The sequence below is a fragment of the Alteromonas sp. MMG017 genome (genome assembly GCF_018100795.1).
Classification (GTDB): domain Bacteria; phylum Pseudomonadota; class Gammaproteobacteria; order Enterobacterales; family Alteromonadaceae; genus Alteromonas.
This window is the reverse complement of record NZ_JAGJDY010000006.1, coordinates 273,733-286,511: the sequence shown is the minus strand read 5'-3', so window position 1 is coordinate 286,511 and position 12,779 is coordinate 273,733. Positions and strand designations below refer to the sequence as shown.

Annotated in this window: 11 protein-coding genes; 8 read left to right on the top strand and 3 right to left on the bottom strand. The window is 43.3% G+C overall.

The window, feature by feature from the left end; all coding sequences use genetic code 11:
- Positions 1–18 precede the first annotated feature (18 nt).
- From cmoB to J8L84_RS11735, 7 genes are all read left to right on the top strand, one after another.
- Positions 19–1,002 carry a tRNA 5-methoxyuridine(34)/uridine 5-oxyacetic acid(34) synthase CmoB gene (cmoB, locus tag J8L84_RS11765; RefSeq protein ID WP_211070853.1) on the top strand — a complete coding sequence of 328 codons (984 nt, stop codon included), beginning with the start codon at positions 19–21 and terminating at the stop codon, positions 1,000–1,002.
- 95 nt (positions 1,003–1,097) lie between these two features.
- Positions 1,098–1,979 (top strand): kinase, encoded by an 882-nt coding sequence (locus J8L84_RS11760; protein WP_211070852.1) that lies wholly within the window; start codon positions 1,098–1,100, stop codon positions 1,977–1,979.
- Entirely contained in the window at positions 1,979–2,788 is an 810-nt protein-coding gene (locus J8L84_RS11755; protein ID WP_211070851.1) for an HAD-IIB family hydrolase, read from the top strand. Before J8L84_RS11760 ends, J8L84_RS11755 begins: the two co-directional genes overlap by 1 nt.
- A gap of 12 nt (positions 2,789–2,800) precedes the next feature.
- On the top strand, positions 2,801–4,024 hold the full coding sequence (locus tag J8L84_RS11750; protein ID WP_013784255.1) for a glycosyl transferase: 1,224 nt from the start codon (positions 2,801–2,803) through the stop codon (positions 4,022–4,024).
- Positions 4,025–4,030: 6 nt separating this feature from the next.
- Complete coding sequence (locus J8L84_RS11745; protein ID WP_211070850.1) at positions 4,031–5,785, top strand: sugar phosphorylase; 1,755 nt, start codon at positions 4,031–4,033, stop codon at positions 5,783–5,785.
- A gap of 165 nt (positions 5,786–5,950) precedes the next feature.
- A complete protein-coding gene (gene glp / locus J8L84_RS11740; protein WP_211070849.1) occupies positions 5,951–7,186 on the top strand; it encodes a gephyrin-like molybdotransferase Glp in 1,236 nt (411 codons plus the stop codon).
- A gap of 2 nt (positions 7,187–7,188) precedes the next feature.
- Positions 7,189–8,553, top strand: coding sequence for an MATE family efflux transporter (locus J8L84_RS11735; protein WP_211070848.1), 1,365 nt, complete (start codon positions 7,189–7,191; stop codon positions 8,551–8,553).
- A 24-nt stretch (positions 8,554–8,577) separates the two neighbouring features.
- On the opposite strand, the gene J8L84_RS11730 is transcribed toward J8L84_RS11735, so the two are convergent.
- The 3 genes from J8L84_RS11730 to J8L84_RS11720 all read right to left on the bottom strand — a co-directional run bounded on the left by J8L84_RS11730 (position 8,578) and on the right by J8L84_RS11720 (position 11,349).
- Positions 8,578–9,219, bottom strand: coding sequence for a nucleotidyltransferase family protein (locus J8L84_RS11730; protein ID WP_211070847.1), 642 nt, complete (start codon positions 9,217–9,219; stop codon positions 8,578–8,580).
- 112 nt (positions 9,220–9,331) lie between these two features.
- Positions 9,332–10,513, bottom strand: coding sequence for a VWA domain-containing protein (locus J8L84_RS11725; protein WP_211070846.1), 1,182 nt, complete (start codon positions 10,511–10,513; stop codon positions 9,332–9,334).
- Positions 10,513–11,349 (bottom strand): MoxR family ATPase, encoded by an 837-nt coding sequence (locus J8L84_RS11720; RefSeq protein WP_211070845.1) that lies wholly within the window; start codon positions 11,347–11,349, stop codon positions 10,513–10,515. Before J8L84_RS11720 ends, J8L84_RS11725 begins: the two co-directional genes overlap by 1 nt.
- 201 nt (positions 11,350–11,550) lie before the next feature.
- Between J8L84_RS11720 and cysK the strand changes: the two genes are divergently transcribed.
- The gene (cysK, locus tag J8L84_RS11715) at positions 11,551–12,516 is read left to right on the top strand and encodes a cysteine synthase A (RefSeq protein ID WP_013784262.1); all 966 of its coding nucleotides are present in this window, start codon (positions 11,551–11,553) and stop codon (positions 12,514–12,516) included.
- Positions 12,517–12,779: the final 263 nt, after the last annotated feature.

The window sequence follows — 12,779 nt, the reverse complement described above, 5'->3', positions numbered from 1 at the left end:
AAGAACACCGAGAAGAATATGACGAAACCAGAATCAGCGTGGTTTAACGACTGCTACAAATCTATTTTAGATACGCCATTAGCCCATTGGCTACAAACACTGCCCGCGCAAATGGATGAATGGCAAAAAAGTCAAAAACACGGTGAATTCGACAAATGGTGTCGCCTACTTGCAAAAATCCCAACGACGACACCGTCGTCCACGACGCTTGTTGATGAAGTTCGAGTGGGTACAGCGGATGATATAGACCAATATACCCAAAAGAAAATCTTAGGCTTACTGCATCAGTTTATGCCGTGGCGCAAAGGCCCTTTTCATATACACGATATTCACGTTAATACCGAATGGCGTTCAGATTGGAAATGGGACAGGGTTGCCCCGCATATATCGCCGCTTAAAAACAGAACTGTACTTGATGTGGGCTGTGGTAGCGGCTACCACATGTGGCGCATGCTAGGGAATGATGCGTCTCGCGTGGTAGGTATTGACCCCACCCAGCTTTTTCTCATTCAATTTCAGGCTATCAAACACTTTATACCTGACAATCGCATTCACTTCTTACCACTAGGTATTGAGCAGATGCAGCCGTTGAACGCGTTTGATACCGTTTTTTCTATGGGCGTCCTGTATCATCGCAAAGATCCTATTCAGTTTCTTACCCAGCTGAAACATCAACTGCGAAAAGGTGGAGAGCTAGTATTAGAAACCTTGGTGGTAGATGGCGATGCGCAAACCGTATTAATGGCGGGCGAACGCTATGCACAAATGCGCAACGTGTGGTTTTTGCCCAGCACAGATGCATTAACAGTATGGCTAGAGCGACTTGGGTTTGAAAACATTCGCGTCGTTGATAAAAACTTCACCACCTTAGATGAACAACGTGCTACTGAATGGATTGAGGGGCAGTCATTGAAAGATTTTCTCGACCCTGAAGATATTACTCGCACCATTGAGGGGTATCCTGCACCACAACGAGCCGTGATTGTCGCGAATCGTAAATAAGTTCAGCCCTATGTAATGCAACCGTGATGTTGGCATAAATGTTGTAACCTATATTCCCCATGATGTACGTATTCTGCATTTAATAGGGTTGCAACATGGACATACATGGGTTTTTAAAGACACATCAGCTACCAAGTACGTATGCGGACACTGCACAAAAATGGTTCATTCCATTATGCGAACGGTTAGTTAAGCACCAAGAGAGTGCGGAGAATTCAAGCAAAGCCCCATTGGTGGTCGGAATTAACGGCTGCCAAGGTTCGGGAAAATCTACGCTTACTGATTTTATTAGTGCGTATTTAACCAGCATTTACGCCAAAAAAGTGGTTTGCCTTTCTATTGACGACTTTTATTTAGATAAGTCGCAGCGAAATGCGCTGTCGATAAAAGTTCACCCGCTTCTTGCAACCAGAGGTGTCCCAGGTACACACAATATGCCTTTAGCGCTTGATACGTTTAAGCAGCTTAAAGGCAGTGGTCAAGTTGCCCTTCCCCGTTTCAATAAAGCCATAGACGATCCCTTCCCTGTTAATCAGTGGCCCGTTATTTCTGCGCCACCAGATATCATTATTTTGGAAGGATGGTGTGTTGGTGTGACGCCACAAAACGCTACCGATTTGAAGCAACCCATAAATAGTTTAGAAGAAAACCAAGATCCACTTGGTATTTGGCGTTCGTTTGTTAATACTGAATTATCAAATGACTACCAAAGCTTGTTTGATCAAATCGATTATCGGGTTATGTTAAAAGCCCCCTCGTTTGAATGTGTTTATCGCTGGCGGTTAGAGCAAGAACATAAACTTGCTGCAGCAACCCAGGGTGCTTCTACAGGGGTAATGTCCGATGAACAAGTCGCGCAGTTTATTCAGAATTACCAACGACTCACCGAGCATGCACTTAAAACATTGCCAACAAATTGTGACACTGTGTATTCGCTAGATGAAACAAGAACTATAACAGGCGAGGAAGTAAAATAATGACAAGAACGCTCGTTTTCACCGATATGGACGGCACGCTGTTAGACCACCATACTTACTCCTTTGAGGCGGCGAAACCTGCTTTAACAGCGTTAGAGTCACGAGATATACCCGTTATTCCAACCACCAGTAAAACCTTTGCCGAGCTACAGCCTTTACGAGAAAAAATTGGTCTTACTGGACCATTTATCATTGAAAACGGTGCAGCGATATTTATTCCACATGGCTTTTTCAAAAAGAAACCTAGTGGGACCGTATGGGTAGATGGCTATTGGTGTAAATCTTTTATATCTAATAAAAACTACTGGATTAAACTGCTGGATAAAATCAAAGCGGATTTTGAAGGTGAGTTCAAACAGTTTTCGCAAATGAGTTTAGAAGAAATTCAAAGCAGTACTGGCTTAGATGAAGCGTCTGCCGCACTAGCAGCTAAACGTCAATTTGGCGAACCTGTACTTTGGACAGGTTCTGATGAAAACAAACAAAAATTTATCGCGGCAGTGAAAGAGCGTGGCGCTTATCCTCTAGAAGGCGGGCGATTTATCCATGTATCTGGCAATTGCGACAAAGGCCAAGCGCTTAAATGGCTAGCGGCTGAATACCAAAGACAACATGAATGTCATGTTAAAACCATCGCCCTTGGTGATGGAAAAAACGATATTGCTATGCTTGAAGCAGCACATATCGCAATACGAATTTTATCTCCGGTAAATCCTCCGCCTTCCGTTAAAAAAGACGAGGTTTATACCAGCACGTTGCATGGCCCAGAAGGCTGGAACGAAATGCTAACTCAATTGCTATCCCTATAATCAGGAGGACACATGGCTGATTTTTATCAAAATGGTGTGGTTACAACTTTACATAATCTTTCTCGTAGACCAACAGAGGAACTAGAAGCCGAATTACTCCGCTTTTCACAGAAACGTCCCATGGCACTTATCTTGCCATCTCTTTTTTCAGAACTAGAAGGTGATGCCTTACCTCATATTGTTGATGAATTAACAGGCGTACCCTATTTATCTGAAATCGTCATTGGCTTGGATAGAGCCGATATGGCGCAGTACAAACATGCGCTTAAGTTCTTCGACAAACTGCCTCAGCATCATCGCGTACTGTGGAACGACGGCCCTCGCTTGAAAGCCCTTGATGAAGAACTACAATCAAAAGGTCTTGCCCCTAAAGAATTAGGTAAAGGCCGTAATGTTTGGTATTGCATGGGCTATGTATTGGCATCAAACCGTGCTGAGTCTGTTGCTCTGCATGATTGCGATATTGTGACTTACAACAAAGACTTGTTGGCGAAGCTTATTTACCCAGTCGCGAACCCTAACTTTAACTATGAGTTCTGTAAGGGTTATTACGCCCGTGTAGCGAACGGTAAAATTAATGGCCGAGTATCTCGCTTATTAGTAACGCCATTATTACGTGCACTTAAGCGCATTATGGGTGATAACGAGTACCTTGAGTTTATGGACAGCTTCCGCTATCCATTAGCCGGTGAGTTTTCGTTCCGCCGCGACGTGCTAAACGATATTCGCATTCCAAGTGACTGGGGCCTAGAAATTGGCGTGTTGTCTGAAATGCATCGCAACTATTCACACAATCGTCTTTGCCAAGCCGACATTTGTGATATTTATGATCACAAACACCAAGATTTGTCGCTTAATGATGAACATGGTGGCTTATCTAAAATGTCTATCGACATTACTAAAGCCATCTTTAGAAAACTTGCTACTCAAGGTTATACCTTTAGTAACGAGATGTTCCGCTCTATCAAAGCGACCTATTTTAGAATTGCGCTAGACTTCATTGAGACCTATCACAACGATGCAGTAATGAACGGTCTTACTCTTGATATTCACAGTGAAGAAAAAGCAGTTGAAATGTTTGCCAGTAACATTATGAAAGCGGGTCAGAACTTCTTAGAAAACCCAATGGAAACCCCTTTCATTCCAAGTTGGAACCGAGTAACCAGCGCTGTGCCAGATATTCTCGAGCGCTTGCTGGAGGCCGTTGAAGCTGACACCGCAGAATTTATGGAGTAATAGACAATGACATGGCAAGTACTCCATGACAAAGTGAAGCACCATCTAGAATATATCTATGCGGACGTGCCCCTTGAGCATTCATTAGAAAGCTTAACCATGTCTCTAATGGAGACTATGGGCATTAAGCCTGATGAAGATGTTACGCTTCCTCAATCCCATTCTAATTATTGGGACGAGGAAGACATCATCATGATCACCTATGGCGATAGCGTTATTGATGGCGACGAGCGACCGCTCGTTACCCTTAATCGCTTTTTAAATCGTTATAGTAAGAACACCATCAATAATGTGCATATTCTGCCTTTTTTTCCATACAGTTCAGACGATGGCTTTTCGGTTATCGACTATTCAAGTGTGAATGAGGCCTTAGGCAGTTGGGACGATATTGAAGCCATTGCGAAAGACTACGGGTTAATGACTGACTTGGTCATTAATCACTGTTCTGCACGCAGTGTATGGTTCGATAATTTCATCAAAGGTGAAGGTCCAGGTTCAGATTTCTTCTTTACTGGGGATCCAGCGGACGATTTATCTATCGTTACCCGCCCTAGGGTTTCGCCGCTATTGCGTGAAACAGAAACCAAAGATGGCATTAAACATGTCTGGTGTACTTTCAGTCACGATCAAGTCGATTTTGATTTCAGGAACCCTAAGGTACTTCTTACGTTCATTGATATCATTCGTTTGTATATCGACAAGGGCGCAAAAATATTCCGCTTAGATGCCGTGGCGTTTTTGTGGAAACTTGTGGGCACCAACTGTATTAATCTTCCTCAAACTCATGAGGTTATTAGGTTAATTCGTACCCTGATTGAACATGTCGACCCGTCGATTATTATCATTACCGAAACCAATATTCCCAATAGGGAAAATTTGACCTATTTCGGTAATGCCAATGAAGCCCATGCTATTTATAACTTTTCATTACCGCCATTATTGGTAAACACCTTAGTGACCGGTAATTGTAAGTACTTAAAGAGCTGGATGATGAGCATGCCACCTGCGCAAAATGGTACGGCATACTTTAACTTCATTGCATCGCACGATGGGATTGGCCTTCGCCCTGCCGAAGGGTTGTTAGATGATGAAGAAATTTCAGAACTTGTACATACCATGCAAAACTTTGGTGGCAAAATTTCCTGGCGCGCGTCTGATCATGGGCAACAAAAGCCTTATGAAATAAACATTACGTTATTTGATGCGTTACAGGGAACGACAAAAGGCCCTGATAAATGGCAAATAGACAGATTCATCTGTGCACATGCTATTATGCTGGGAATGGAAGGTATTCCAGGTATTTATATTCATAGTTTATTGGGTACGTCTAACGACTATGAAAAAGTCGCAAATACAGGCCAAAATCGTTCGATTAACCGCAGACGTTGGGATTTCAAAGAGCTTGAAGCTTTGCTTGATTCGCCCTACTCTCAGCATCATAAAGTGTTGACGCGATTGTCTCAATTAATTCGAATTCGTAAAGCGCAGCCTGCATTCCACCCGAATGCCACACAGTTTACATTGCAGCTTAATGAAAGTATTTTCGGTTACTGGCGCCAAAGCTTAGACAGAAAGCAAAGTATCTTCTGTATTAGTAATGTGTCAGATGAAGAGCAAACTATTTTACTGTCAGATATCAACTTAATTGGTACTGATAACTGGATAGATCTTGTGACTCGCCAACAAATTGCTTTGTCGGATGCCTTTTTGCAATTGAAACCCTATCAAACGCTTTGGATAAGCAACCAAGACTTTGAGTAACCGAGTCTTTGAGTAACATTAGTTTCTTGAGCTTTCCATTCACCTCTTCCAAACGGCGCTTATAGCGCCGTTTTTTTATAATGTCCTTATCGTCATTGCCTAATACATTGGTTTATTGACTGATTTAGGTGATAATCCCCACCCTCAAATTAGGGAGTGGTTTTCATGTCTTCAAAATGGTTATCGTTAGAACACGCATTAGAAAAAGCGATTGATGCAACTAGCACCTTAGGTGAATTTGAAACCATTGCCTTGAGCCGCGCCCTAGGAAGAATTACTGCCTCTGAAGTACACGCTACACTCTCTGTGCCCCCGTGGGATAACTCAGCAATGGATGGCTTCGCTATCAATGCAGCTAGTAGTCAACCAGACACGCTTATGCCTATTCAGGGCACGATTACCGCTGGTATGGCCGCAGACGAACCATTAAAACCTGGTCACGCAATTAAGATAATGACGGGCGCGCCAGTACCTCCAGGTGCGGATGCTGTAGTCATGGTTGAAAATACGTCTACTGAAGGCAATCAAGTAAGTATTAATAAGCAACATGCTTGTGGTGAAAATATTCGCAACAAAGAAGCGGATATTAAAATTGGACAGTCACTGGTAAATCAAGGCGTTCGATTACAGCCACAGCACCTTATGCTGTTGTCTTCACAAGGCCTAACCACGGTAGAAGTAGTGAAACAAGTTAAGGTGGGCGTGGTCGCCACAGGCTCTGAACTGGCTCAACCCGGCGAACCTTGTTTACCCACTCAAATCTATGAATCGAACCGAATTGGTGTTAGCGCCTTGCTCTCAGAGTTAGGGGTAGAAATCATTGATTTCGGCATTGTAAAAGATGACGAACAATCACTCACCAGCCTGTTTAAAGAAGCAAGCGAGCGAGTAGATGTGATGGTAAGTAGTGGCGGTGTGTCTGTTGGCGATGCCGATTATGTGAAAGATGTGATAGACGCTTTGGGCAGCATCGATTTTTGGAAAGTTGCAATTAAACCGGGCAAACCTTTCGCTCTAGGTCATATTGGTAACACCTTATTTTGTGGTTTGCCTGGCAATCCTGTTTCTGCCTTTGTAACCGCTAAACTTCTTGTTACGCCGTTAATTAGAAAAATGCAGGGTGAACGCCACGTTCGTAAGCCGCTAACTGTTAATGCCACAGTAACTTGTGACATTAAACGTCGTGCTGGCCGACGAGATTTTCAGCGCGCTACTATGACCTACGATGAAAACTTCAATCTTCTCGTCACGCCGTTTCGCAAACAAAGCTCTGGTGTAATGACATCTATCACCGCAGCAAATTGTTTAATGATAATTCACGAAGACATCAGTCATGTTGAAAAAGGCACCACTTTGCCTGTTATCCCTTTTGATTTACTTTCACCTGAATCGGATTTGTAACCTTGAAGAACAAACGTTATCTACTTGAAGGTAGAGATATAATAAAGCTGGCTTGGCCATTACTAATTGCGCAAATCACCCAAATGCTGATGGGCGTAAGCGATACGATTATGGCGGGGCGTTATAGTGCCACTGATATGGCTGCAGTGGCTCTGGGTTTTAGTATTACCGTTCCCTTATTATGCTTTATACAAGGTATTGCACTTGCCTTACCACCGATTATTTCAAGGCTTCAAGGTACAAAAGACATAACCGGCATTGCCAATGCCAGTCAACAAGCAGGCTACTTAGTGTGTTTCGTTGGTTTAGCGGTGGCCGCCCTTATTCCCTTTGCCAGCAACATCGTATCGCTATTCCCTATGGCAGATGAGCTTCATACTATTACCGTAGATTATGTGATTTATGTACTGTGTGCCATGCCAGGTTTTGCACTTTATCAGTGGCTACGAAACTACTGTGAAGGGTTAGGTAAAACTAAGCCCACCATGTTAATTACCGTTATTGGTTTAATGGCTAATATTATAGGTAACTACCTGTTTATTTACGGCGTGGGCCCTATTCCCGCTTTTGGTGGCGCAGGTTGTGGTGTCGCAACAGCCATTGTGATTTATACCATGCTAATTGCTACTTTCATTTACGTACGATTTAGCCCAGCACTCAAAAAATACCAACTGTTTGATACGTACTACAAGCCGTCTGTAGTGGCCATAAAGCGTACCTTTAAGCTTGGCCTTCCTATCGCCATGACATTGCTGTTTGAAGTGACCTTGTTTGCGGTAGTGGCATTGTTGCTAGCGCCTTTCGGTTCAACCACCGTTGCCGCACACCAAGTAGCCCTTAATTTCTCAGCACTCATGTTTATGATACCCATGAGCATTGGCATGGCAGCGTCGATTCGAATTGGTTATCGCATTGGTCAAAACAATAGACGGCAAGCTAAAATTGCCGCTCAGTGTTCAATTTTAATTGGGTTTGTTACCGCTGCCTGTACTGCAACCTTCACGCTTAGTGCCAAAGCTTTCATCATTGGACTTTATACCAGCGACGATGCAGTTTACCAAATGGCGAATGCCCTACTTATTTATGCGGCTATTTTCCAACTTTCAGACGCTATACAAGTGATATCAGCCAATGCGTTGCGTGGTTACAAAGACACTACCGCTATGTTTATTATTACATTTGTGTCTTACTGGTTAATTGGACTGCCCACCGGCGTAATATTGGGTCGAACTAATTGGATAACGGCAGAGCCTATGTCTGCTGGCGGCTTTTGGATTGGATTTATTGTGGGGTTAAGTGCAGCTGCAATTATGCTAGGCGCAAGACTTTATTATATTCAGCGACCAAGCTACCGCTACGCCACCTAATCTAATAGATGCTATGCCTATCGGTTACACGTTTGTGTTCCGATAGGCTTCCCAATCACTAGGCGCATCAATATCAAATGCAGACTCGGGATGATTCACCCCAATGGCCTGCCCTTTATTTTTCCAATCTTCTATCACTTTCTTTGCGCCTTTATCACCGCTTAACGCAAGCATGTTATCGAATGCCGCTTTTGGAAAAATAGCAGGCACTGTTGCTTTTATTTCACCTCGACGATTCTGCCACTGACTGTAAATGATGTGATTGGGGTTTGATGGTATTTCGCTGAGCAATGCGTGCAGTGTGGCGGTGGTGACACTGGCTAAGTCTGCTAAGTGCACCAACACGTGGGTGTACTGGTTGTCGTTTGCTTGCATAGCATTGCTAACTCCACTGCGAATACTAGAAGCGATACCTTCATGCCATAACGGGTTGTAACATACGTTAGGCCGATTGCTATTTTCGCTAGCATCTAATGAGATTACATCGACAATATCGCTATGCCAACGGCCAGTAACCACATAAGTAGCGTCAAGGTGAAGTGCTTGTAACTGCCCTAATGAGTATTGGATTAACGGCAATCCATGATAATGCGGGGAAAGTAACTTGTTACTGCCGTAACGCTTACTTTCCCCACCCGCCAACAGTATGCTTGCAATCTTAATCATGCTTACTCATGTTAAATTAGGGGTTTTACGGTATTTGCCGTATTTGCCACATTCACTGTGTTAACTGTATTCATCAGTACTCGTTATACATGCTTTCGAAACGAAACATACTCTAACGTGAACGGCTAAGCGCTTTAATGGCTTGGGTTAGCCCTTCAAGGGTGAGCCCGTACATTCTGTCTTCAACAATCTCTTTAATAATTGAAATAGACGAATAATAAGGCCAATAGTTCTCAGCTTGTGGGTTTAACCATACCGCTTTATTAAAGTGGTTCAGTATACGGCCTAGCCACGCACTACCTGGCTCTTCGTTCCAATGTTCTACACTTCCACCAGGATAGGTAATCTCATAAGGCCCCATGGTGGCATCGCCAACAAAGATGACTTTATAGTCTTTACCGTAACGGTGAATAATATCGTGAACCGATACCCGCTCTTTTTCACGGCGCAGGTTATCTTTCCATACTTCTTCATACACGCAGTTATGAAAATAGAAGTACTCAAGGTATTTAAACTCACTCTGCACTGCGGAGAAGAGCTCTTGGGTAGTTTTGACGTGAGGATCCATAGAGCCGCCCACATCAAAAAACATTAACACCTTTACCGCGTTATGACGCTCGGGTGACATGTGAATATCTAACATGCCCCCTTTTTTGGCCGTTTCACCAATAGTGGTGGCCACATCAAGTTCTTCACTGGCACCGGTTCTGGCGAACTTACGTAATTTACGCAAAGCCACTTTAATATTTCTTGTGCCTAGCTCAACATCGGCAGATAAGTTTTTAAACTCGCGCTTATCCCATACCTTTACCGCAGAGTTACGACGGTTGCCTTTTTGACCAATACGAATACCTTCAGGGTTGTCGCCATACGCGCCAAAGGGAGACGTTCCCCCCGTACCAACCCACTTGTTGCCACCTTGATGTCGCTTTTCTTGCTCTTCAAGGCGCTTTTTAAGGGTATCCATTAAGGCTTCTAGACCGCCAGACTGTCGCAGTGCTTCACGCTCTTCTGCACTTAAGGTTTTCTCGATTTGCTTACGTAACCATTCTTCGGGGATTTCTTTACCGAATAAATCGATAGATTCCACCCCTTCAAAATAATCGGCAAATGCCCGGTCGAATTTATCGTATTGAGATTCGTCCTTCACCATAATGGTTCGAGACAAACTATAGAAGCCTTCTAAATCTGCATAAACAATATGCTTTTCCAAGGCGTGGAGTAAATCAAGTAGCTCTCGCAAGCTTACCTTTACTTGATATTTTCGCAGCGTGAAAAAGAATTGAATAAGCATTAGCGGCGCGCCATAAATACCAATTTTTCGAACAAGTGAATATCTTGCTCGTTTTTAAGTAATGCACCATAAAGTGGTGGAATTGCGGCTTTACCGTCTTTAGATTGCAAAGCTTCAGGTGGAATGTCTTCAGCCACCAGCAGTTTCAACCAGTCGATAAGTTCTGATGTAGACGGTTTTTTCTTAAGCCCAGGTACGTCTCTAATCTCAAAGAAAGCTTTTAATGCTTCATCAAGCAGCTTTTTCTTTAAGTCAGGGAAATGCACATCTACGATTTGCTGCATTTCTTCAGGGGTAGGAAATTTAATATAATGGAAGAAACAACGACGTAGGAAGGCGTCTGGCAGCTCTTTTTCATTATTTGATGTGATAATTACAATGGGGCGTACTTTGGCCACTACGCGCTCTTGAGTCTCATAAACAAAGAATTCCATCTTATCGAGCTCAAGCAATAAGTCGTTTGGAAACTCAATATCCGCTTTATCTATTTCATCAATTAATAGAATAGGACGATTGCCCGCCTCAAATGCCTGCCACAATTTTCCTTTAACAATATAATTGCCAATGTCGTGGACACGATCGTCGCCTAGCTGTGAATCACGAAGACGAGATACGGCATCGTATTCGTACAAGCCTTGTTGTGCTTTTGTAGTAGATTTGATGTGCCACTGAATTAATTCGGTACCAAGACTCTCTGCTAATTCCTCTGCCAACATGGTTTTACCGGTGCCCGGCTCACCTTTGATAAGCAGTGGACGCTCTAGCGTAATGGCAGCATTCACGGCAAGTTGCAAATCTTTTGTAGCGATATAATTCGACGTTCCACTAAAAGCCATTCTGGTTTTACCTCTTTCGTTCTGATTCGTCATGTAAAATAACAATAACATATAGCGAAAAAGCACTTTGCATTTTCACGTTTGGGACCAATGATATAGGGGTATGACGAAATCCCCTAATTCAGGCTATGAATTATTAACTATTATAAAGGTCGTACAGATCACGACTGCTGGGATTTCCTAACTAGGTAAGGATTAATAATGCAAGTATTTGACGACAACTCTCTTTCTATTGGCCGCACGCCTCTAGTTAAATTAAACCGCGTTACTTCTGGTAATGTTTACGCAAAGGTAGAGTCTCGTAACCCTAGCTTTAGCGTTAAATGTCGTATTGGCGCCAATATGATTTGGGACGCGGAAAAACGTGGCGTGCTTACCCAAGGTAAAGAAATTGTAGAGCCTACCAGTGGTAACACAGGTATTGCCCTTGCGTTTGTTGCAGCATCACGTGGTTACAAACTAACGCTTACCATGCCTAGCAGCATGAGCTTAGAGCGCAGAAAGCTATTAAAAGCCCTTGGTGCAAGCTTAGTATTAACGGAAGCGCCAAAAGGCATGAAGGGTGCGGTTGCCGCAGCACAAGAAATTGTGGCATCTGATCCTGAAAAGTACGTGTTACTTCAGCAGTTCGATAACCCAGCTAACCCTGCTATTCACGAAAAGACCACAGGTCCTGAAATTTGGAATGACACCGACGGTAAAGTAGATGCATTCGTAGCAGGCGTAGGTACAGGCGGAACCATTACTGGTGTTAGCCGTTACCTTAAAAACACCCAAGGTAAAGCTATTACCTCTATTGCGGTAGAGCCTACTGACTCGCCGGTTATTACCCAAGCGATGAATGGTGAAGAACTAACACCTGGGCCACACAAAATTCAAGGTATTGGTGCAGGCTTCATTCCAGGTAACTTGGACTTAAGCTTGATTGACGAAGTTGAGCAAGTAACCAACGATGAATGTATGGAGATGGCTCACCGCTTGATGACCGAAGAAGGTATTCTTGCCGGTATTTCTTCTGGTGCAGCAGTAGTGGCAGCAAAACGCTTTGCTGAGCGTCCAGAGAATAAAGACAAGATTGTAGTTGTACTACTAGCCAGTGGTACCGAGCGTTACCTAAGTAGCCCATTATTTGCGGGCGCATTTGGCGACCAAGAAGAAACACAATAATTAGCTTTACCACCCCGTTACGCGGGTACGAGTAAAATAACAAAACGAGGCTTCGGCCTCGTTTTTTGTTTTAAGATACCCTATAAAGGCATAGCGTTAATCATCGTTATACTTTTGTTTTTAGCAAAAAAGAACTCAAAACCTTTCATCTCAACTATCTTTATCTAAAGACTGTAATTTAAGAGATTCGTTAAAGAAATTAGTGAATGTTATTCGAAAGATTAAGACTTATTGGCTTGCGTCTCATCGGATGAGTCACGATA

Coding starts and splice junctions, on each gene's coding strand:
- cmoB (WP_211070853.1), top strand. CDS start 19: ATGACGAAACCAGAATCAGCGTGGTTTAACGACTGCTACAAATCTATT.
- J8L84_RS11760 (WP_211070852.1), top strand. CDS start 1,098: ATGGACATACATGGGTTTTTAAAGACACATCAGCTACCAAGTACGTAT.
- J8L84_RS11755 (WP_211070851.1), top strand. CDS start 1,979: ATGACAAGAACGCTCGTTTTCACCGATATGGACGGCACGCTGTTAGAC.
- J8L84_RS11750 (WP_013784255.1), top strand. CDS start 2,801: ATGGCTGATTTTTATCAAAATGGTGTGGTTACAACTTTACATAATCTT.
- J8L84_RS11745 (WP_211070850.1), top strand. CDS start 4,031: ATGACATGGCAAGTACTCCATGACAAAGTGAAGCACCATCTAGAATAT.
- glp (WP_211070849.1), top strand. CDS start 5,951: ATGTCTTCAAAATGGTTATCGTTAGAACACGCATTAGAAAAAGCGATT.
- J8L84_RS11730 (WP_211070847.1), bottom strand. CDS start 9,219: ATGATTAAGATTGCAAGCATACTGTTGGCGGGTGGGGAAAGTAAGCGT.
- J8L84_RS11725 (WP_211070846.1), bottom strand. CDS start 10,513: ATGCTTATTCAATTCTTTTTCACGCTGCGAAAATATCAAGTAAAGGTA.
- J8L84_RS11720 (WP_211070845.1), bottom strand. CDS start 11,349: ATGGCTTTTAGTGGAACGTCGAATTATATCGCTACAAAAGATTTGCAA.
- cysK (WP_013784262.1), top strand. CDS start 11,551: ATGCAAGTATTTGACGACAACTCTCTTTCTATTGGCCGCACGCCTCTA.